Here is a 19,833-nt window from a genome sequence, read left to right as displayed (position 1 = left end):
CTTCCACTCACACAATCACACGCAGTGCACGGCGTACGCCTGTGAACGTCACGCTCGTGCGCAGTCCGAGGTGGTCTCCGTCCATCTGCAACGGGAGGGGTGCCTTGGAATGCAAGGTGAAGTCCGTGAGATCATGAAGAGTCACCGCATGGCGTCCATGGGGGCCCCGATCGGGGCTCGACGTCAGCAGTTGTGTCGCGTATCTGGCCACCGCCGTTGTCGACAATCTGGTCAGCCCGAGGATGTCCAGGGCCGCGTCGAAGGACGCTTCGGGAGAGGCGTACAGCGGACGATTGCCCAGGTAGGTCCAGGGCGCGGTGTTGCAGACTATGGACAGGACGAGATCCTCGACCGGGTCCGCGCCGGGCCGCTCCAGAGTGATCAGACCCTGTCTGCGGTGCGGCTCCTCCAGGAACTGCCGTACGACCTGCCGCACATAGAGGGCGTGCGTCGACCGCTTCCCGCGCTCCCGCTGCTGTTCGACCCGGCCGATCACCCCTGCGTCGAAGCCGAATCCCGCGCAGAAGGTGAACCAGCGTGCCGGCACCGCCTCGTCCTCCGTACCGGGTGTCCCGGCCGCCAGTCCCAGACCGACCGTACGTTCGCTCCGCAGGGCCAGCGCGTCAAGGATGGCGCCCGTCGCCTCGACCGCGTCATTGGGCAGCCCGAGCGCGCGTGCGAAGACATTGGTCGAGCCGCCGGGGACCACCGCGAGACGCGGCAGCCGGTCCGGATCGGGGCCGTTGTGCAGCAGTCCGTTGACGACCTCGTTGACGGTGCCGTCCCCACCGAGCGCCACGACCAGCTCGACATCGTCCGAGTCCGCGGCGCGTCTTCCCAGGTCACGCGCGTGACCGCGGTATTCCGTGGTCACCACTTCCAGCTTCATCTCACTGGCCAGCGCGTGCATGAGGACATCACGGGTGCGCGCGCTGGTGGTGGTTGCTGCCGGATTGACCACAAGAAGTGCGCGCATGTTCAGCAGATTACCGGCCGGGCGGCGATGGGTCGCCGTCGGGCGGACCGGGCCTACCGGTCGGTACGGAACCGGGCTCCGGCCGTACGCGAAAGCGCTCTGGTTACCCTGCTGGGGTGAGCAGCAGCGAAGAAAACACCGCCCCCGCACCGGCCCCGCGCCCCGCGCGCCTGACCGCGGCGGCCGCCGTCTGCGGGCTCGAAGCCCTGGCCCTGGTCGTCGGCGGGGTGTATCTGCTGGTGATGGGCGTGCTCGGGCGGCCCGACCAGCCCGAGCAGGCGGAGATGGGCGGCATCACCCTGGCCGTGCTCGGCGTCATTCCGCTGCTCGCCGCCCGCGGACTGCTGCTGCGCCGCTCCTGGAGCCGGGGCCCCGCGCTGATCACCCAGATCATGGCGCTGCCGGTCGCCTGGACCCTGCTGCGTGCCACGGGTGCCCTGATTCCCGCCGGTATCGCGCTGGCGGTGGTCGCGGTGACAGGACTGGTCCTGATCGTCAACCCGACGACCACCGAGGCCCTGGGCATCGGACCGGCCCGCGACGCCTGACCAGCGCCTTCCGTTCGGATCAGGCTGGTCAAGGGCTGTCCGACCCGCCGGCCGGGACAGCTCTCGCCGGACCGCCGCCGTCGCCGGAAAACCCCACCGCATGAACGGGCCCGGCCGTTGTCGGCGGCCGGGCGTACGGAACCGCCGCCGCTACTCCTCCACCAGCAGGCGCTCCCGGAGCTGCGCCAGCGTGCGGGCCAGCAGCCGCGAGACATGCATCTGCGAGATGCCGACCTCCTGCGCGATCTGCGACTGGGTCATATTGCCGAAGAACCGCAGCAGCAGAATCCGCTTCTCCCTGGGCGGCAGATCCTCCAGCAGCGGCTTGAGCGACTCCCGGTACTCGACGCCCTCCAGCGCCTCGTCCTCCGCGCCCAGTGTGTCCGCCACCGCCGGGGACTCGTCGTCCGTGTCCGGGACGTCCAGCGACAGTGTGGAGTACGCGTTGGCCGACTCCAGCCCCTCCAGGACCTCTTCCTCCGAGATCCCCAGCCGCTCCGCCAGTTCATGGACCGTGGGCGAACGGCCGTGCTGCTGCGACAGCTCGGCCGTGGCCGTCGTCAGGGCGAGCCGGAGCTCCTGGAGTCGGCGCGGTACCCGTACCGCCCAGCCCTTGTCCCGGAAGTGCCGCTTGATCTCGCCGACCACCGTCGGTGTCGCGTACGTCGAGAACTCGACACCGCGCTCCGGGTCGAACCGGTCCACCGACTTGATCAGGCCGATGGTCGCGACCTGAGTCAGATCGTCCAGCGGCTCCCCGCGGTTGCGGAACCGTCTCGCCAGATGCTCGACCAGGGGCAGATGCATCCGCACCAGTTGATTGCGTAGGTCCGCCCGCTGGGGCGAGCCGTCGGGCAGCTTGCGCAGCTCGACGAACATCGCCCGCGCACCGCTGCGGTCATGTGGATCGTGGTGCTTGTCGTTGTGCTGCTCGCTCATAAAGGCCGCCCGCTCTGCCTGCGCCTGCTCCGCCGCGGCCGTCTGGCCGTCAAGTCCGTCCACCGGATGGGGACGGGCCTGCTGCTCCGGGATGCCCGCGGGGGCGAGCACCAGCTCCTCCGGAGCTTCGTGCCCTCCCCCGCGGCTCCCGTGGGATGCGCCCCTCGTCACGCACCGGACCGTCCCCGTTCCTCGTTCTTCACGCCGGCCCGGGTCCCGCGCCGCGCTGTTTGTAGAGGCTGATGGTGACCGTACGGTCCTCCGCCACCGTCGAGTCGACCTTGCCCGCCAGTGCCGAGAGCACCGTCCAGGCGAAGGTGTCGCGCTCCGGCGCCCGCCCGTCCGTGGTGGGCGCGGAGACGGTCACTTCGAGCGCGTCCTCGACAAGGCGGAACACGCAACTGAGGACGGAGCCCGGTACGGCCTGCTGGAGCAGGATCGCGCAGGCCTCGTCCACCGCGATACGCAGGTCCTCGATCTCGTCGAGGGTGAAGTCCAAGCGTGCCGCGAGGCCGGCCGTGGCCGTACGCAGCACGGACAGGTAGGCACCCGCAGCGGGCAGCCGGACTTCCACGAAGTCTTCGGTCCCGGGCTCGCCTGCGATCTGGGACACCCTCACCTCCAAGGTGGCACAAGCTCTTCAGGGCTCCGGAACGGGGGATGTCCCGGAGCCTCGCGGTACGTAGTCGGTACGTAGCCGGTCTGGACTGGCGACGCTATCGCGATCCATGGTGCCGTGTCGCCGGGGACCCCCGTCCGGCGACTGTCACTCATGGTAAGCATATGAGCACGGAAAGTGGCTAGTGGTCTGCCGCCCTCAATTCCGGGCAGCCGGGGGAGGGTTGACGTACCCAGCCGTCAAACGATCGAACCGTCCGCATAGCACCACCGCCAGCTCTCACCGGGCTCGAAGCTCCGCATCACCGCGTGCCCCGTCTCCTTGAAGTGTCGTGTGGCGTGCTGATAGGGGGACGAGTCGCAGCAGCCCACCTGTCCGCAGACGAGGCAGAGCCGCAACTGGACGGGGTGGCCGCCGACCGCGAGGCACGCCCCGCAGGTCTCGCCGCGAGGGGCGGGCTCGGAGCGCGGCAGTTCCGCGATGTGGGGGCACTCACTCATGATGACCAGGTTACGACGCGTGTGAGGACGGTGGGATGGACGTATTGCCCCTGGTGGCGCTGGTGGCGGGGAGCGCGGCGATCGCCGGCGCATCGCGCAGGACACCGGTGGCGGCGCCGCTGCTGCTGGTGACCGCGGGGCTGATCGCCTCGTATGTGCCGGGCGTGCCCGATTACACACTCGATCCGCACATCGTGCTGCCGCTGCTGCTGCCGCCCCTGTTGTACACGGCGGCGGTGGACAGTTCGTATCTCGATCTGCGTGCCAACATGCGGCCCGTCGCGCTGCTCTCGATCGGCTATGTGCTCTTCGCCACCGTCGCGGTGGGCTGGCTCGCCTATCTGCTGGTGCCCGATCTGCCGCTGACCGCCGCGCTGGTGCTGGGCGCGGTGGTCGCGCCGCCGGACGCGGTGGCGGCCACGGCCATCGCCCGCAGACTGCGCCTGCCGAGCCGGATCACCACGATCCTCCAGGGCGAGTCGCTGGTGAACGACGCCACCGCGATCACCGCGTTCAAGGTGGCGCTGGCCGCGGCGGTGGGCGCGGGCGCGAGCTGGGCGGGCGGGATGGCGGAGTTCGCGCTGGCGTCGCTCGGCGGGGTCGGCGTCGGCCTGGTGCTGATGATGCCGCTGCACTGGCTCCGTACGCATCTCACCGAGCCCCTCCTCCAGAACACCCTCTCCCTGCTCATCCCGTTCGTCGCCTACGCGCTGGCCGAACAGGCGGGGGCCTCGGGGGTGCTGGCGGTCGTGGTGGTCGCGCTCTATCTGGGGCACCGCTCGTGGCAGGTGGACTTCGCGACCCGGATCCAGGAGCACGCGGTGTGGAAGATGGTCGCGTTCATCCTGGAGTCGGCGGTCTTCGCCCTGATCGGGCTCCAGTTGCCGTTCGTCCTTGAGGGGCTCGGGGAGTACGGGGTCGGGGAGTCGCTCGTCTACGCCGTCGGGGTTTTCGTGGCGGTGGTGGTGGTCCGCTTCGTCTGGGTCTATCCGGCGACGTTCCTGCCGCGCGCGATGTTCCGGCGGATCAAGGAGCGCGAGCCGGAGACCAACTGGACCTCGCCGCTGATCGTCGGCTGGGCGGGCATGCGGGGTGTGGTGTCGCTGGCGATCGCGTTCTCGATCCCGCTGGCGCTGGACGACGGCAGACCGTTCCCCGGCCGCAATCTGGTGCTGTTCCTGACCTTCACGACGGTGATCGGCACCCTGGTCGTGCAGGGGCTCACCCTGCCCGTGCTGATCCGGCTGCTGATCCGGGTGCGGATGCTGCCGTCCCGCGACCGGCAGGCCGAGACCCTGGCCGAGGCGCAGGCGCAGAGCGAGGCATCGGCGGCGGCGGAGCGGCGGCTGGAAGAGCTGCTGGCCGATGAGCGCAACGCGCTGCCCGAGCCGCTGGCGCAGCGGCTGCGGGCGGTCCTGGAGCGCCGCCGCAACGCGGTCTGGGAGCGGCTCGGGGCGGTCAACGAGGTGACGGGGGAGTCGGCGGACGACACCTACCGGCGGCTGTCGGGCGAGATGATCGAGACGGAGCGCTCGGTGTTCGTGGAGCTGCGGGACCGGCGGCGGATCGACGACGAGATGATGCGGACGCTGCTGCGCAGACTGGACCTGGAGGAGGCGGCGGCGTACCGCGAGACGGAGGACTGAGCCGGTCCGGCGGTACGGATCGGTCTGCCCGGCGCGAAATTCCAGCCCGTCCGGGCGGGCAATCGAGGCCCGTGGCGGCACAGTCCAGCCCGTCCGGCGATTGAGGACAAACCGGCAGCCGGCCGGACCCGGCGGATTCACGCGCCCCGGTCCGCGCCCGGCCCGGTGCCCGGCTCCGCGCCTGGCCCGGTGCCCGGGTCCGCGCCCGGCCCGGCCGCCGGCTCCGCGCCGGCCGCCGGCTCCGGCACCCCCGTGATCACCGCCACCACCGCCGAGCCCCGCGCGAACGCCCCCTCCCGCGCCAAGACGCCAAGTCCATACAGCATTTTGGCGACATAGAGACGTTCCACCGCCAGCCCGTGCCGCTGCTCGAAGTCCCCCGCGAACGCCTCGACCTCCGGAGTCGTACGGGCGAAACCCCCGCCGTGGAACCGGTCGTCAAGGCTCCACCGCCCCGCCGGACCCCCGAACGCCGCCCGCTGGAGGTCCCGTATCTCCCCCTCCAGAAACCCGCCCCGCAGCACCGGGAACCCCACCGCGCGCTGCTCCGGACCCAGCCCGGCGGCCAGCCCCGCCAGCGTCCCTCCCGTACCGCAGGCGACGGCCACGGTCTCCGCCGCGCCGCGCAGCTCCCGGCCGAGGTCCGCGCACCCCCGTACGGCCGTCGCGTTGCTGCCGCCCTCCGGTACGACGTACACCGAGCCGGGATCGAGCCCCTCCCGCGCCAGGAGGCCGGCCACAACCGAAGGGTCTGTTTTACGGCGGTAGGCCGCGCGGTCGATGAAGACGAGCCGCATCCCGTCGGCCGCGCACCGGGCGAGCGACGGGTTGAGCGACCGGCCGGCCAGCTCGTCGCCCCGTACGACACCGACCGTGCCGAAGCCCAGCAGCCGCCCGGCCGCCGCCGTCGCGCGGAGGTGGTTGGAGTACGCGCCGCCGAAGGTCAGCAGGGTGCGCCGGCCGCCGGCCGCGGCGGCCCGCAGATTCGGCACCAGCTTGCGCCACTTGTTGCCCGGCAGGTCGGGGTGGATCAGATCCTCGCGCTTGAGCAGCAGCCGTACGCCGCGCCGGGCGAAGCGCTCGTCCTCGGCCGGCAGCAGCGGCGACGGGAGCCGTGGCCGCAGTACGCCGGGATCGAGCGCTTCGTAGGAGGTCACCCGCCCATTGTCGGGCGCGTGGCCGGAGACCGTGCCGTCAGGCCAGGCGGTCGTGCACCCGGGCCCGTAACGACGCCATCGTGAAGCCCCGCGGGTCGACCTTGCCCGGCTGCCACTCCCGGTGCCCGATCACCGAGGCCGCGCTCCAGCCGTGGTGCCGGCAGACGGCCGCCGCGGCCCGCTCGATCGCCTCCAACTGGACGGCGGGCCAGGGGTCCTCGCCGTCGCCGAGGTTCTCGCACTCGAAGCCGTAGAAATAGCGGTTCCCGTCGGTGTTGGCCTCGCGCTCCTTCGGCAGCCGCCGCTCCGCGATCACCGCCCGCAGTACGTCGACATCGCCCAGCCCCGCGTGATTGACCCTGCCGTACCCGACGAGATGGACCGAGCCGTCCTTGGCGATCACCCCGTGGCACAGGGGCCCGGGCAGGGCGGTATGGCCGTTCTTGCACAGCCGTACGGTGGCGTCGGTGCCCCGGGTGACGGTGTGGTGGATCATCACTCCGTGGACCGGCCCCCAGGGCCCTTTGTGGTCGCGGTTGTGGCTGCGCCAGTCGCCGGATTCGACGACCGTGAGGCCCTCGCTCGTGAGCGCGTCGAGAAAACGTCCCGCGGACATGGGTCGGGCCATGGCCGACTCCCTTCTGTTCGGCGAACGGAATGTCCCGTACCGCGCTTGTTACCCGAACCCCCTTGTCCCTACTGGCTGTTCGGACCGTGTGCGAGCCGATCAGGACATGACGGAGCCCTGTGCCCCGCCGGCGTGGATCCAGTCCCACTCTTTTGTGTAATGGCGCGCCCACGCACCGTGCTGGAAGCTTTCTGCTTGCAGGTCAGCACATGATCGAGAGGGAGACTTCATGTCGGTTGGTGACGAGGTCCGCGCAGTGCAGCCGCCGGCCCAGCAGAGTCTGGGCACGGCCGCCGCCCGGAACCTGGCGACCACCACCAAGTCGGTTCCGCAGATGCAGGAGATCACCTCCCGGTGGCTGCTGCGGATGCTGCCGTGGGTCCAGGTGCAGGGCGGCACCTACCGGGTGAACCGCCGGCTCAGCTACGCGGTCGGTGACGGACGCGTCACCTTCGTGCAGACCGGGGACCGGGTCGCGGTCGTCCCGGCCGAGCTGGGGGAGCTGCCCGCGCTGCGCTCGTACGGCGACGAAGGGGTGTTCGCCGAGCTGGCGCGCCGCTGCGAGCAGCGGGAGTTCGCGGCCGGCGAGACCCTGGCCGTCTCCGGGGATCCCGCGGACCAGGTCTTCCTGCTGGCGCACGGCAGGGTCGAGAAGACACGCCCGGGGCCGTACGGAGACGACGCCGTGCTCGAAGTGCTCGCCGACGGCGCGTACTTCGGGGACCAGGCCCTGGTGGATGGGGAGGCCACCTGGGAATACACCGCACGCGCGGCGACGGCGTGCACGGTCCTGACGCTGAGCAGGAGCGACGTACTGAACCTCGCCGACCGCGAGGAGTCGCTCCGTACGCACCTGGCCGCGCTCGCCTTCGTACCGCGCCAGCGCACCAACAAGTACGGCGAGGCCGCGATCGACCTCTCGGCGGGCCATGTCGGCGAGGCGGTCGTACCGCACACCTTCGTGGACTACGACGCGTCGCCGCGCGAGTACGAACTGAGCGTCGCGCAGACCGTGCTGAAGGTGCACAGCAGGGTCGCCGACCTCTACAACCAGCCGATGAACCAGACCGAGCAGCAGTTGCGGCTCACGGTCGAGGCGCTGCGCGAGCGCCAGGAGCACGAGCTGATCAACAACCGCGAGTTCGGGCTGCTGCACAACTGCGACTACGGGCAGCGGCTCCAGCCGCACGACGGCGGACCCAGCCCGGACGACATGGACGAGCTGCTCTCGCGCCGCCGGGGATCCAAGCTGTTCCTCGCCCATCCACGGGCCATCGCCGCCTTCGGACGCGAGTGCAACAGGCGCGGGATCTACCCGGACACCGTCGAGGTCGGCGGCCACCATGTGCCCGCGTGGCGCGGGGTGCCCATCTTCCCCTCGAACAAGATCCCGATCTCCGACGCCAGGACGACCTCGATCATCTGTATGCGTACGGGCGAGGCCGAGCAGGGGGTCGTCGGGCTTCAGCAGAGCGGTATCCCGGACGAGATCGAGCCGAGCATGTCGGTCCGCTTCATGGGCATCGACGAGCAGGCGATCATCTCGTACCTGGTCACGGCGTACTACTCGGCGGCGGTGCTGGTGCCGGACGCGCTCGGGGTGCTGGAGAACGTGGAGGTGGGGCGCTGGACGTGAGGTGAGCGCCCGGGGGCCGGGCACCGGCAGCAGGTGCCCGGCCCCCGGCCCCCATCGGTCCCCACACGCCACATGCCACATGCCACAGAGGGAAGTGACCGTGACCATGATCAGCGCGGACGCGGCCGGCGGGAGCGGCGCGGACACCGCGGCCGAGGGCCATGAGGCCGTCGCTCTGCTGGAGCGCACCCGTACGACTGTCCATCCCGAACTGCGTTCCACCGTCGAGTCGTTGCCCGTACCGCTGCGGCGGGTCGCGATGTACCACTTCGGCTGGGAGCACGCCGACGGAACACCCGCCTCCGGACGGGCCGGGAAGTCGATCAGACCCGCGCTCGTCCTCGCCGCCGCCCGGTCCCTCGGCGGCGACCCGGAGCAGGCCGTACGGGCGGCCGTGGCCGTGGAGCTGGCGCACAACTTCACGCTGCTCCACGACGATGTGATCGACGAGGACCCGACCCGGCGGCACCGCGCCACCGCCTGGACGGTCTTCGGCACGCCGGACGCGATCGTCGCGGGCGACGCCATGATGTCCCTCGCCCTGCGGCTGCTCGCCGAGGATCCGCATCCGGCGTCCGCCACCGCCTCGGCGCGGCTCGCGGCCTGTGTCATCGAGCTGTGCGCGGGCCAGCAGGCGGACTGCGCCTTCGAGCGGCGCGATCCGCTCGATGTCTCGCTGGACGAGTGCGTCGCCATGGCGACCGCCAAGACGGGCGCGCTGCTGGGCACTTCGTGCGCACTGGGCGCGCTGTACGCGGGCGCGGGGGAGGAGGAGGTCGCCGCGCTGGACGCCTTCGGCCGGGAGGCCGGGCTCGCGTTCCAGCTCATCGACGATCTGATCGGGATCTGGGGGGACCCGGACCGTACGGGCAAACCGGCCGGCGCCGATCTCGTCGCGCACAAGAAGTCACTGCCGGTGGTCGCGGCCCTGTCCTCCGGCACCCCGGCCGCCGAGGAACTGGCCGGGCTGTACCGGGCGCCGATGGACGCCGACGCGGTCCGGCGCGCGACGGCGGCCGTCGAGCGGGCGGGCGGTCGCGACTGGGCGCAGCAGCAGGCGGCGGACCGGATGTCCCGGGCGGTCCACCAGCTCTCGCGGGCGGTGCCGGATCTGGCGGCGGCGGGGGATCTGCTGGCGCTGGCGGAGTACGTGACGCGGCGTACGCGGTGAGGGGGTGAGGCGGAGGTCTGTGCCGTATGGGCTGGCGTACGGTCGGCGGGTCGGAGGGTCGGTGGGCTGGCGGGTCGGTGGGCCGTCTGGTCGGCAGGGCGGGTGACGGGTGCGGGTGAGGTCCATCCGTACGGCCCGGTGCAACTGGGCGCGGCCGGCGGTTGTATGAACGGCTCGGGTTCGCGTTCATGGGCGCGACGGTCGACCTACGCGCCGCGCCGCAGATGTGGCCTATGTGGCCTGAATCCGCCGGAAATTGGCCGTACGCCGGTGGTTCCGGCCGGTCCGTACGACCGGCCGGGGCCCGTACGAGGGGCGCGCCCCGCCTTCGGGAGGGGCACGCCTGTCCGGAAGCATGGGGTACTTGTCCGGAAGTACGACAGGAAGCGGTGACCCGTGCTGCGGAGGAAGATCCGCTAGCGCTACAGTCCGCGCCATGACAGCGGAGTCGACGGACACATGGGCGGGTTGGTACCGGGACCGCCAGGGGGCGGAAGCGATCACCCTCACCGCGGGTGGGCGGCAAGTGCGCACCCGAATAAGGGGAGTTGAGTACGAAGGGGCGGATTTCGCCACGCTGGAGCCGGTGGGCGCGGGCGAGGCCCTGTCGTCGTGCGTCATGGAGTGGGACATCCCGCTGCCGGTCGGCTCGGGCAGTACGGTCCAGCAGGCCACGCTGAGCTGCCTGCTGGCGCTCGGCGAGCGCGGCCCCGAGGCGCCGGCCGGGCGCGGCCCGGAGCTGAGCCTGACGCTCCACTTCGGCGGCGCGGCGTACGCGTCGGGCATCGCCGGCGGCGGCTTCGAAGAGGCGCTGGACCGCATCCGCCGCCAGCTCCCGGAGGGCATGGAACTGGGCGGCAAGTCCTTGGTGGGAGCGGCCTGAGGGACGAGGCCGGCGGGGCGCCTCGGCAGCCGCGCGGCTGACCGCGCGTGGCCCGCCGGGGCCGCTTGAACCGGTCGCCCGACGCGGTCGCCCGACCTGGCCGCTGGACCCGGTCCCGGGGTGGCCCCACCGTCCCCTCGGCCGCGTCGCCTCGGCCCACTGCCCCTTCTGCCCACCGTCCCCTCAGTCCACCGTCCGTCCCCTCAGCCCTCCGGCTGCGCCGCCCTCTCCTCGATCCAGCCGCTGTCCACCGCCGGATTGTCATCGTGGAGGACGAACTCCTCCTCGATGTCCACCGGTTGGAAGCCGGCCGTGATGAGCCCGTCCAGCAGTGCGTCGAGCCGGGCGCGGGCCGTCGGGCGGCCGACACCGCGGGCGCGCTGGGTCACAAAGCGTTCCTGGACGCCACCCGACAGCACCCGCCGCGCATTGCGCGAGATGTGCGCGGAGTGCCCCTCGGCGACCGCGGCCAGCCGCTGTGTGTCGTACGGGATCGGCAGCCGCAGCTTGATGTGGTGCTCGAAGTGGCAGTGCGCGGGCAGCGCCGCCGCCTCCGTGTCGGTCTGCGGCACCCCCGCGTTCCAGGGCGCGGCCTCCATCTTCGTCCGTAAGACGGTGAATCCGGCTCGCGCCAGCCCCTCCGTACACCGCTCGGCGGCGAGCCGCTGCTGGTCGAGACTGCCCGAACCGCACAGGGTGAGCATCGGCTGTGAGGGGGTGCGGCCGCGGTCCAGAACGATATGGGTGAGTTTGAGGCCGTGCGCGGCGGCCCACTCGGCGAGCGCGGCGAAGGTGCCCGGCCGGTCGGCCCGTACCGTCACATGGGTCTCGAACTCGCCCTCGATGGCCCGGCCGGTTTCCGTACTGAAGTCCACCGGCCGACGTTACCAAGGGGGGACACGGGCAGGGGCGCCCCTTGCCGCGGTTGCCGCGGGTTCGGGACGCCCCTGTCGTACGGGTCGTGCTGTGCGGGTGTGACGGGACCGGGGTCAGGAGACCTTGGCCATGGCGGCGGCGAGGCCGTTCGCCCAGAGCTGGTTGACCCTGGACCGCTCGGCGGAGTTCGGCTGGGCGTTCTGGCACGAGGTACCGGGGCCGCCGCCCGACATCAGCTCGCTGCACGGACCGGAGTAGTGGTCCGGCAGGCCGAGTACATGCCCGGTCTCGTGCGCGGTGACGCGGGTGGAGTTGTACTGCTGGTTCTGCGCGTAGTCGAGGAAGATATATCCCCGGCCGTGCCCGTCGGTGCTCGCGTACGAGCCGCGCGGGTCATTTCCCTCGCGGTACGTGAAGTCGGCATTGCTGCCGGCCTGGAGCCTGACATTCGTGACGGCGCTGTTCCAGATCGACGTGCTGCTGGCTATCTGACTGGCGAAGCGGGGCGCGGCCGACGCGTTGTAGACCACGGTGACGGCCTGGACGCCCGGGTTCGCGGCACGCTTCTCGGCGACCGACTTCAGGACCGCGTCGAAGAACGCCTTCGTGCCCGCGGCCTCGGCCTTCGAGCCCTCGAAGGCGGCGTACGAACCGGTCTCCGCGGGCGCGGAGGTACCGGTGCCGGCGGCGGTGGCCGTGGGTGCGACACTGAACGCGGTCGCGAATGCCAGGCCAATTCCACAGATCGCGGAAATCGCCGTCTTGGGGTGCTTCATGTGGGGGGCTCCCTAATCGTCCGATGAACGGGTTCGGTTGGGAAGAGTCTCGGGGAGCCGGTCCCTGTGGGGATGATGTCAATTCGCGATAACACCGGAGCATCACCCCGGCGTTCGCCCTGGCCGAATTTCGCCGAATGCGGCGCCAATTACTGCGATTTGGTCACCTGGTGCGGCTCTGAGGGCCGCTCTACTCTCGGGGCATGGAGCTGGAGGTGAGACACTTGCGTGCCCTGTGCGCCATCGCCGATACCGGCAGTCTGCACAAAGCGGCCAGGCAACTGGGCATGAGCCAGCCGTCCTTGACGACCCAGCTACGGCGCATCGAGAACTCCCTCGGCGCGGAGCTGTTCTCGCGCGAACGCACCGGCTGCCGGCCCACCCCGCTGGGCCGCTCCGTGGTGAGCCGGGCCCGGCCGCTGGTCTCGGGAATGGCCGCGCTGGTCGCCGAGGCGCGGGCCGCGGCGGACCGGGCCGGCGGGCCGCGCCTGCGGATCGGCTCGACCGCGAGCCGCGCGCTGGTCGGCTGGCTGCGCCGCCTCGGGAACCGGCTGCCCGGCACGGACATCTCGCTCCACATGGACGTCTCCGCCAACGCCCTGCTGCGCGCGGTCGCCACCGGACAGCTCGATGTCGCCTTCGTGCACGAGGTGGAGGGCTGCCCGCTCACCGTCCCGGAGGGACTGGAGAAGCGTGTACTGGTCGAGCGGGAGCCGCAGTTCATCTCCATGTCCCGCGACCACCCGGCGGCGGCCAGCCCGGTCGTGGAACTCACGGACCTCGCCGGGGACCGCTGGATGGTCGACCCGACGGTGGACGGCGAATGGGACGCACTGCGCCGCGTCCTGAACGCGGCCGGCCTCAACCCGCCGGTGCTGCACGGGGATTACATGACAGCCGCGTCGCTGATCGCCGTCGGCGAAGCGGTCGCCCCCTGCCAGCCCACCTCCCGCCCCCGCGACGACATGGCCATAAGACCCCTCCGCGACGACCCCCTCGCAGTCCGCCTCCTCCTCTTCTCCCGCCCGGGCCCCACCACAGGCGAAACCTCCATAGGAGCCCAGGTCTACCCGGACCTGGCGGACGCGTACCGAGAAGCAGCTCTGGAGGCGACCCCGTACCGCCACTGGCTGAGGCGCAACAAGAGCCCGCTGCTGGACGTCCTGGCGGCGTAACAGGGAACACCGGGACGAACACCGGGACAAGGAGAAGGCCAGGGACTGGTATGAACAGTCCCTGGCCCGTTATGCGGCGGTCAGCAAGGGCGACGCGGCTCGTCTGGAGGCTCGGTTGCGGGGCCTTGACGCGCGTGGTGGCGGCTCAGGGCTCTGACCACCGCCGGATAGAGCAGAGACGCGACGCACGCGCAGCACTGGCGGGGAGACGCGTCGGGGACCGGGAGTGTCACCGTCCGGTCCGCGGCGCGGACGGCGGCCCAGCAGCCGCCTCCCTCGTACCGTACGAGCGTCAGCAGGCAGCCCGGGTAGCGCAGCAGAGTCCGTGCGGCCAGTGCTTCCGCTTCGGCGGACGTACGTTCACGGCTGGCGTACAGCACATCGGCGCACTGCCGCCATACGTCCGCCGTGCCCCCGTCGAGATCCACGGTCAGATGCCCGTCGGCTGCGCACGCTCCCCCGGTCTCCTTCCATACGTTCATGCCGGCACCCCCGCGGCGTCGGCGCCAGCACCGGGCTCCAGGCCCAGCGGCAGCGGCAGTGGCCGGGTCACCGGTTGGAACGCGGGCTGGCCCAGCCCCAGGATCCGGTAGATCAGCCGCCGCATCCGCCGGTTGAAACGCCCCGGCTCCGAGGAGATCCGGGCCGCGATCCGCGCGTACTCCTCGGCCGGACGCTCGGCCGCCGCGTAGGCGAGCTGCTCCGGCAGCGGGTGGGACGGGGAGAGCGAGGGGGCGATCCGCGCCAGCTCGGCTCCCGGTGACGCCGGATTGACATCCCGCTCGGGGAAGCGCGCCAGCAGGATCGCCGCCCTGGTCAGGGTGGAGTACAGGGTGACGGAGCCATGGTCGCCGATGACCCAGTCCGCCGCGATCAGCGGGGCGCGCCAGTCGGCGTCCGGCGCGATGACCGCGATACCGCGCCGCCGGAAGGCGGACAGCCAGGCACCCACCTGCCAGTCGCCATGCCCTGCGGCGACATTCGGGTGCACGGTCACGGCGATCCGGTACTCCTCGCGCGGAAGCTCCGTCAACAGCCTGGGCAGCAGGGCGTCCAGCCGGTTGAAGGACGAGCCGAGCCCCCAGGTGCAGGGGACCAGGATCAGCTTCTGCCCCGGCAGTACGCCCAGCGCCGTGCGATACCGCTCACGCAGCGGCAGGCTCACGGCGATACGGTCGTACGAGGCGTCGCCCACCACCTCGGCCACCGGCAGCGCCTCCGGGCACGACCGTTCGAGCGTGGCGAGGTCCTCGTGATGGGCCAGGGCGAACGCCTTCGGTACGACCTTCCCGTCCCACATCAGATACTTGCGGCCCATGCCGCCGACGGTCCGCGGTTCCCCCGGCGTCCGGTCGTCGGCCGTCCGCGACAGTTTCATGTGCCCGACTCCGTGCGGCATACGGATCAGCGGGGCGCGGACCTTCTCCATCCCCTGCGACCCCGCCGCCAGCGCGAGGTCGAACTCGGTTCGTACCGCCTCCTCCCAGGGCAGCAGCGTGCTCCCCACATCCCGGAGCGCCCGCGCGGCTCCCCCGTTGAACGCGTGCGGTGCGATGGTGAACACCACCTGGATCCGCAGATCGGACTCCAGCAGCGGCAGCAGATCCCGCAGCCTCTGCGCGTACACCTCGGTGTGCGCGATGATCAGCAGCCTCTTGCACCCGGCCAGTGTCAGCCACTGACCGGGTTCCGTACGTGCGGGACCCATGGGCCCCTTCACATCCGTCATCGATTCCCCCGACGTACCTTCTCGGACCTTTCGAGCCCGAGATGCCCGCCGAACCAGGCGGAAGCCTTGCCGAGGGCTTGCAGAAACCTTGCACGCCCGGAACCCGCCCCCGATCCCGGCGCGCGCAGCACGCGCGCACAGCAGAAAAGGGCCCGGCGGTCACAACCGCCGGGCCCTCATCCTGCTCACCTGCCCCGTCCCGCGTCCGCCGAAGGCGGCCGGCGGGGGTGGAGAGGTGATCAAGCCTTCTTCGTCTCCCAGAAGATCTTGTCGATCTGGGCGATGTAGTCCAGGGCCTTCTGGCCCGTCGCCGGGTCCTTGGAGGCCTTCGCGGCCGACAGCGCCTTCAGGGCGTCGTTGACCAGCTGGTGGAGCTCCGGGTACTTCTCGAAGTGCGGGGGCTTGAAGTAGTCGCTCCAGAGCACCGAGACATGGTGCTTCGCGAGCTCGGCGCGCTGCTCCTTGATGACCGTCGCGCGCGCCTGGAAGTGGGCGTCGTCGTTGCCCTGCATCTTTTCCTGGACGGCCTTGACCGACTCGGCCTCGATGCGGGCCTGGGCAGGGTCGTACACACCGCACGGGAGGTCGCAGTGGGCGCTGACCTTCACCTTGGGTGCGAACAGGCGGGAAAGCATGGAGCTGTCCTTCCTCGTGATCGTCTTCTCAGGTGGGACATTACTCCGTGAGAAGCCCGATTTCGCGGGGGCCCCCTTGGGCTTAGGACAAAAGTCCGGGGTGAAATACGGTACTGGTGGCGGAACGTACCGTGGGACCGGGAGGTGCCGGATGGCGGAGCGCGGGCGGGAACCGGAAGTGCGGCCGAGGGCGCGACTGGGGATCGCCGAGGTGATGGGTCCGTCCATGTATCCGACGCTCAAGCACGGCGACCAGCTCCTCGTGCACTACTACGCCCCCGTCAAGGCAGGCGATGTGGCGGTGCTGAAACACCCGCTCCAGCAGGACCTGCTCATCGTGAAGCGGCTGGCGGAGCGGCGTGACGGCGGCTGGTGGGTGCTCGGGGACAATCCCGGGGCCGAGGGCGACAGCCGGGTCTTCGGCACCGTGCCCGAGGAACTGCTGCTGGGCCGGGTCAGGGCCAGGTACCGGCCGCTGGGCGGTCAGCGGTCCGTACGGGCGGTGGTCTCCTGGCTGCTGCGCGCGGTACGGCCGGTGTCGGCCGAGCGCTCGGTCTCCAGGCGTTTGCGGGCCCGGTAGGCGGCGACATTGGCGCGGGTCGCACAGCGGTCGGAGCAGTAGCGGCGCGACCGGTTGGTCGAGGTGTCGAGATAGGCGTTGCGGCACGGTGCCGCCTGGCACAGGCCCAGCCGGTCGACCCCGTACTCCGTGAGGTGGAACGCGAGGCCCATCGCGGCGGTCGCCGCGTACCCCGCCGTCGCGTTGGAGGGGTGGTCCGCGAGGTGCATGTGCCAGCGCGGCCGGCCCTCGTCGTCGAGGTAGTCGTGGCCGGAGATCTGCGGGCTGACCGGGAACTCCAGCAGCAGGGAGTTGAGCAGGTCCACCGCCCGCGTGGCCTCGCCCGCGTCGGCCGCGGTGAAGACCGCGCGCAGCCGGGCCCGTACCGAGCGGAAGCGGGTGACATCCGCCTCGGTGGCGCGCCGGGCCGCCGCCTGGGAGCCGGCGCCGAACAGGGCGCGTACGGCCTCGACCGAGGTCAGGGTGTCCGTGCCGCGGGCCGGCTCCTCGGTGTTGACCAGGCGTACGGCGGAGTCCGAGTAAGAGGCCAGTTCCACTGATAGTCCTTACGAGCGGGTCTAGTGCCACGGCCGGACGGAGCACTAGGGTCGGGTTGGGCATCGATGTAATGGCTATATATGCCACCAGGGTATTACGGGTTGTGCGCGTGTTACGGAGGAGAGGGCCATGACCGAGACGGCAGCCGGCACCGACTGGCGCGCCTGGCAGGAGAGCTGGGACCGGCAGCAGGAGTGGTACATGCCGGACCGCGAGGAACGCTTCCGGGTGATGCTGGACATGGTCGAGGCGGTGGTGGGCCCCGAGCCGAGGGTCCTCGACCTCGCGTGCGGTACGGGAAGTATCACGGACCGGCTGGTCCGCCGGTTCCCCGCCGCCACCAGTACCGGCGTCGACCTCGACCCCGCCCTTCTCGCCATCGCCCGTGGCTACTTCGCCGGTGACGAGCGCGTGAGCTTCGTGACCGCGGACCTCGCGGACCCGGGCTGGACACGGCTGCTGCCGTACGGCTCGTACGACGCCGTCCTCACCGCCACCGCGCTGCACTGGCTGCCCGTCGGACCGCTGACCACGCTGTACGGGCAGCTCGCCGGGCTCGTCAGGGACGGCGGCGTCCTGATGAATGCCGACCACATGACCGACCTCGGCACCCCCCGGATCAACGCGGCCGAGCGTGCCCACCGGCACGCCGCCATGGACCGCGCCAAGGCCGCGGGCGCCCTCGACTGGTCCGACTGGTGGGATCTGGCGGCCAAGGACCCCGTCCTCGCCGCGCCGACCGCCGAGCGGTTCGCGATCTACGGAGAACACGCCGACGGCGACACACCTTCCGCGGAATGGCACCTGCGCACCCTGCGCGAGTCCGGCTTCACCGAGGCCCGCCCCGTCTGGGCCTCCCCCTCCGACACGGTCGTCCTCGCACTGAAGTGACCCCGGTCGGGGGCAGGCGCTGAACGTACGCGGAGGGGCGGGTACGAACCCGTACCCGCCCCTCCGCTCAAGCCGCCGCCCGCCAGGGCCCCGACCGCTACAGCCCCGAGCCCCGCCACAGCCCGAGCCCGGTCGCAGTCCCGAGCCCCGGCAAAGCTCAGAGCGCCGTCACAGCACCTTCGACGGGATCACAGCACCTTCGACAGGAACGACTTCGTCCGCTCGTGCCGCGGGTTCGTCAGGACCTCGCGCGGGTGGCCCGACTCGACCACCACCCCGTCGTCCATGAACACCAGCGCGTCGCCCACCTCGCGCGCGAAGCCCATCTCGTGGGTGACCACGATCATCGTCATCCCGTCCTGGGCGAGGTCGCGCATCACGTCCAGGACGTCGCCCACCAGCTCCGGGTCGAGCGCCGACGTCGGCTCGTCGAAGAGCATCAGCTTCGGCTCCATCGCCAGCGCCCGGGCGATCGCCACCCGCTGTTGCTGGCCGCCGGAGAGCTGGGACGGGTAGCTGGCGGCCTTGTCGGCGAGGCCCACCCGGTCCAGCAGCCGTTCGGCGCGGGCGCGGGCCACGGCCCTGGTCTCACCGGCGACCTGGACCGGCGCCTCGATGATGTTCTCCATCGCCGTCATGTGCGGGAAGAGATTGAAGCGCTGGAAGACCATGCCGATGTCCCGGCGCTTCCTGGCGACCTCGCTGTCCTTCAGCTCGTACAGCTTGTCGCCCTTCTGGCGGTAGCCGACCAGCTCGCCGTCGACCGACAGCCGGCCCGCGTTGATCTTCTCCAGATGGTTGATGCACCGCAGGAAGGTCGACTTGCCCGAGCCGGAGGGGCCGATCAGACAGAAGACCTCGCGCGGCGCGACCTCAAGATCGATGCCCTTGAGGATATGGGCCGCGCCGAAGGACTTGTGGACGCCCTCGGCCCTCACCATCGGGGTGGTGCCCGTCGTGCCCGTCGTGGTGGCGGTCATGCGATGCCTCCCTTGGGGCGGCGGAAGGAGAGCAGATTGGAGCGGACGCGCTGGAACGGGGTCGCGGGCAGGCTGCGGCTGGAGCCACGCGCGTAGTAACGCTCCAAGTAGTACTGGCCGATGCTGAGCACCGAGGTCAGGATCATGTACCAGACCGCGGCGAGGAAGAGCATCTCGACCGTGGCGCCCGACGTCTGCGACACGTTCTGGGTCGCGCGCAGCAGCTCCGTGTACTGCACCGCCACCGCCAGCGACGAGGTCTTGAGCATGTTGATGACCTCGTTGCCCGTCGGCGGCACGATCACCCGCATCGCCTGCGGTACGACGATCCGGCGCAGCGTCTTGGCGTGGCTCATGCCCAGCGCGTGCGCCGCCTCGGTCTGGCCCTCGTCGACCGACTGGAGGCCGGCCCGGCAGATCTCGGCCATGTACGCGGCCTCGTTGAGCCCGAGCCCCAGCAGCGCGCAGAGGAACGGAGTCATGAACGAGGACCACTCGTCCTTGTAGATCGGCCCCAGGTTGATGTACTCGAAGACGATGCCCAGGTTGAACCAGACCAGGAGTTGCACGTATACCGGCGTGCCGCGGAAGAACCAGATGTAGAACCACGCGATGGCGGAGGTCACCGGGTTCTTCGACAGCCGCATCACCGCCAGGACGATGCCCAGCACCACCCCGAGCAGCATCGCCAGCACCGTGATCACCACGGTGTTCCAGACGCCGGTCAGTATCTGGTCGTCGAAGAAGTAGTCGGGGAGGGCGGCCCAGTTCACATCGCCCTGCGCGAAGGCGTAGATGAGCGCGACCAGTACGCCGATCGCGACCAGCGCGGACACGTACCGCCCGTAGTGCCGCACCGGAATCGCCTTGATGGACTCCGGTGCGGCGGGCGCCGCAGCGACGCCGGGGCCGTCCTGGGGGCCGTCCGACTTGTGGATGTCAACCGTCACG

The 19,833-nt window shown here is 70.9% G+C and carries 22 protein-coding genes; 8 read left to right on the top strand and 14 right to left on the bottom strand.

Features of this window, described 5'->3' with window-relative positions:
• Positions 1 to 7 precede the first annotated feature (7 nt).
• The gene (locus KQY30_RS11395) at positions 8 to 976 is read right to left on the bottom strand and encodes a diacylglycerol kinase family protein (RefSeq protein WP_217306732.1); all 969 of its coding nucleotides are present in this window, start codon (positions 974 to 976) and stop codon (positions 8 to 10) included.
• 116 nt (positions 977 to 1,092) lie between these two features.
• Between KQY30_RS11395 and KQY30_RS11390 the strand changes: the two genes are divergently transcribed.
• Positions 1,093 to 1,524, top strand: a complete 432-nt coding sequence (locus KQY30_RS11390) for a hypothetical protein (protein WP_198533789.1) — start codon at positions 1,093 to 1,095, stop codon at positions 1,522 to 1,524.
• Positions 1,525 to 1,674: 150 nt separating this feature from the next.
• Here the strand turns inward: KQY30_RS11390 and KQY30_RS11385 are convergent, their stop codons facing one another.
• From KQY30_RS11385 to KQY30_RS11375, 3 genes are all read right to left on the bottom strand, one after another.
• Positions 1,675 to 2,574 carry an RNA polymerase sigma factor SigF gene (locus KQY30_RS11385; RefSeq protein ID WP_254407077.1) on the bottom strand — a complete coding sequence of 300 codons (900 nt, stop codon included), beginning with the start codon at positions 2,572 to 2,574 and terminating at the stop codon, positions 1,675 to 1,677.
• Between the two features lie 88 nt (positions 2,575 to 2,662).
• The gene (locus tag KQY30_RS11380; RefSeq protein ID WP_217306731.1) at positions 2,663 to 3,076 is read right to left on the bottom strand and encodes an anti-sigma regulatory factor; all 414 of its coding nucleotides are present in this window, start codon (positions 3,074 to 3,076) and stop codon (positions 2,663 to 2,665) included.
• Positions 3,077 to 3,321: 245 nt separating this feature from the next.
• Positions 3,322 to 3,582 (bottom strand): UBP-type zinc finger domain-containing protein, encoded by a 261-nt coding sequence (locus tag KQY30_RS11375; protein ID WP_217306730.1) that lies wholly within the window; start codon positions 3,580 to 3,582, stop codon positions 3,322 to 3,324.
• Between the two features lie 35 nt (positions 3,583 to 3,617).
• Here KQY30_RS11375 and KQY30_RS11370 point away from each other — a divergent pair, with 35 nt between their 5' ends.
• Positions 3,618 to 5,228: a Na+/H+ antiporter gene (locus KQY30_RS11370; protein ID WP_217306729.1), complete on the top strand. Its 1,611-nt coding sequence runs from the start codon at positions 3,618 to 3,620 to the stop codon at positions 5,226 to 5,228.
• Positions 5,229 to 5,365: 137 nt separating this feature from the next.
• Here the strand turns inward: KQY30_RS11370 and KQY30_RS11365 are convergent, their stop codons facing one another.
• Positions 5,366 to 6,385 (bottom strand): 1-aminocyclopropane-1-carboxylate deaminase/D-cysteine desulfhydrase, encoded by a 1,020-nt coding sequence (locus KQY30_RS11365; RefSeq protein ID WP_217306728.1) that lies wholly within the window; start codon positions 6,383 to 6,385, stop codon positions 5,366 to 5,368.
• 37 nt (positions 6,386 to 6,422) lie between these two features.
• Positions 6,423 to 7,013 (bottom strand): N-acetylmuramoyl-L-alanine amidase, encoded by a 591-nt coding sequence (locus tag KQY30_RS11360; protein WP_217306727.1) that lies wholly within the window; start codon positions 7,011 to 7,013, stop codon positions 6,423 to 6,425.
• Positions 7,014 to 7,242: 229 nt separating this feature from the next.
• Between KQY30_RS11360 and KQY30_RS11355 the strand changes: the two genes are divergently transcribed.
• From KQY30_RS11355 to KQY30_RS11345, 3 genes are all read left to right on the top strand, one after another.
• On the top strand, positions 7,243 to 8,649 hold the full coding sequence (locus tag KQY30_RS11355; protein ID WP_217306726.1) for a family 2B encapsulin nanocompartment shell protein: 1,407 nt from the start codon (positions 7,243 to 7,245) through the stop codon (positions 8,647 to 8,649).
• Between the two features lie 106 nt (positions 8,650 to 8,755).
• A complete protein-coding gene (locus tag KQY30_RS11350; RefSeq protein WP_217310983.1) occupies positions 8,756 to 9,820 on the top strand; it encodes a family 2 encapsulin nanocompartment cargo protein polyprenyl transferase in 1,065 nt (354 codons plus the stop codon).
• A gap of 436 nt (positions 9,821 to 10,256) precedes the next feature.
• Positions 10,257 to 10,703: a DUF6304 family protein gene (locus KQY30_RS11345; protein WP_217306725.1), complete on the top strand. Its 447-nt coding sequence runs from the start codon at positions 10,257 to 10,259 to the stop codon at positions 10,701 to 10,703.
• A 203-nt stretch (positions 10,704 to 10,906) separates the two neighbouring features.
• Here KQY30_RS11345 and KQY30_RS11340 read toward each other — a convergent pair whose 3' ends face one another.
• Together KQY30_RS11340 and snpA are read right to left on the bottom strand one after the other, a co-directional pair.
• On the bottom strand, positions 10,907 to 11,578 hold the full coding sequence (locus KQY30_RS11340) for a hypothetical protein (protein WP_254407076.1): 672 nt from the start codon (positions 11,576 to 11,578) through the stop codon (positions 10,907 to 10,909).
• A gap of 114 nt (positions 11,579 to 11,692) precedes the next feature.
• Positions 11,693 to 12,355: a snapalysin gene (gene snpA, locus KQY30_RS11335; protein ID WP_217306724.1), complete on the bottom strand. Its 663-nt coding sequence runs from the start codon at positions 12,353 to 12,355 to the stop codon at positions 11,693 to 11,695.
• A gap of 203 nt (positions 12,356 to 12,558) precedes the next feature.
• On the opposite strand from snpA, the gene KQY30_RS11330 reads away from it, so the two are divergent.
• Positions 12,559 to 13,530, top strand: a complete 972-nt coding sequence (locus tag KQY30_RS11330; protein WP_217306723.1) for a LysR family transcriptional regulator — start codon at positions 12,559 to 12,561, stop codon at positions 13,528 to 13,530.
• An 80-nt stretch (positions 13,531 to 13,610) separates the two neighbouring features.
• Here KQY30_RS11330 and KQY30_RS11325 read toward each other — a convergent pair whose 3' ends face one another.
• The 3 genes from KQY30_RS11325 to sodN form a co-directional block, all read right to left on the bottom strand.
• Positions 13,611 to 14,012, bottom strand: a complete 402-nt coding sequence (locus KQY30_RS11325; protein WP_217306722.1) for a hypothetical protein — start codon at positions 14,010 to 14,012, stop codon at positions 13,611 to 13,613.
• Positions 14,009 to 15,238, bottom strand: coding sequence for a hypothetical protein (locus KQY30_RS11320; RefSeq protein WP_254407075.1), 1,230 nt, complete (start codon positions 15,236 to 15,238; stop codon positions 14,009 to 14,011). The genes KQY30_RS11325 and KQY30_RS11320 overlap by 4 nt, the downstream gene beginning before the upstream one ends.
• A 260-nt stretch (positions 15,239 to 15,498) precedes the next feature.
• Entirely contained in the window at positions 15,499 to 15,894 is a 396-nt protein-coding gene (gene sodN, locus KQY30_RS11315) for a superoxide dismutase, Ni (RefSeq protein WP_046500988.1), read from the bottom strand.
• Positions 15,895 to 16,045: 151 nt separating this feature from the next.
• Here sodN and sodX point away from each other — a divergent pair, with 151 nt between their 5' ends.
• Positions 16,046 to 16,474 (top strand): nickel-type superoxide dismutase maturation protease, encoded by a 429-nt coding sequence (gene sodX / locus KQY30_RS11310; protein ID WP_217306720.1) that lies wholly within the window; start codon positions 16,046 to 16,048, stop codon positions 16,472 to 16,474.
• On the opposite strand, the gene KQY30_RS11305 is transcribed toward sodX, so the two are convergent.
• A complete protein-coding gene (locus KQY30_RS11305) occupies positions 16,378 to 17,010 on the bottom strand; it encodes an ABATE domain-containing protein (RefSeq protein WP_217306719.1) in 633 nt (210 codons plus the stop codon). The genes sodX and KQY30_RS11305 overlap by 97 nt on opposite strands.
• Before the next feature lie 130 nt (positions 17,011 to 17,140).
• On the opposite strand from KQY30_RS11305, the gene KQY30_RS11300 reads away from it, so the two are divergent.
• Positions 17,141 to 17,902, top strand: a complete 762-nt coding sequence (locus KQY30_RS11300; protein ID WP_217306718.1) for a trans-aconitate 2-methyltransferase — start codon at positions 17,141 to 17,143, stop codon at positions 17,900 to 17,902.
• 188 nt (positions 17,903 to 18,090) lie between these two features.
• On the opposite strand, the gene KQY30_RS11295 is transcribed toward KQY30_RS11300, so the two are convergent.
• A complete protein-coding gene (locus KQY30_RS11295; RefSeq protein WP_302185310.1) occupies positions 18,091 to 18,882 on the bottom strand; it encodes an amino acid ABC transporter ATP-binding protein in 792 nt (263 codons plus the stop codon).
• Positions 18,879 to 19,832 (bottom strand): amino acid ABC transporter permease, encoded by a 954-nt coding sequence (locus tag KQY30_RS11290; RefSeq protein ID WP_217306717.1) that lies wholly within the window; start codon positions 19,830 to 19,832, stop codon positions 18,879 to 18,881. Before KQY30_RS11290 ends, KQY30_RS11295 begins: the two co-directional genes overlap by 4 nt.
• Position 19,833: the final 1 nt, after the last annotated feature.

Source organism: Streptomyces sp. GMY02 (genome assembly GCF_019056675.1).
GTDB lineage: Bacteria > Actinomycetota > Actinomycetes > Streptomycetales > Streptomycetaceae > Streptomyces > Streptomyces odonnellii.
Note: the sequence above shows the minus strand (reverse complement) of the source record. Positions and strands in the feature narration are given on the sequence as shown.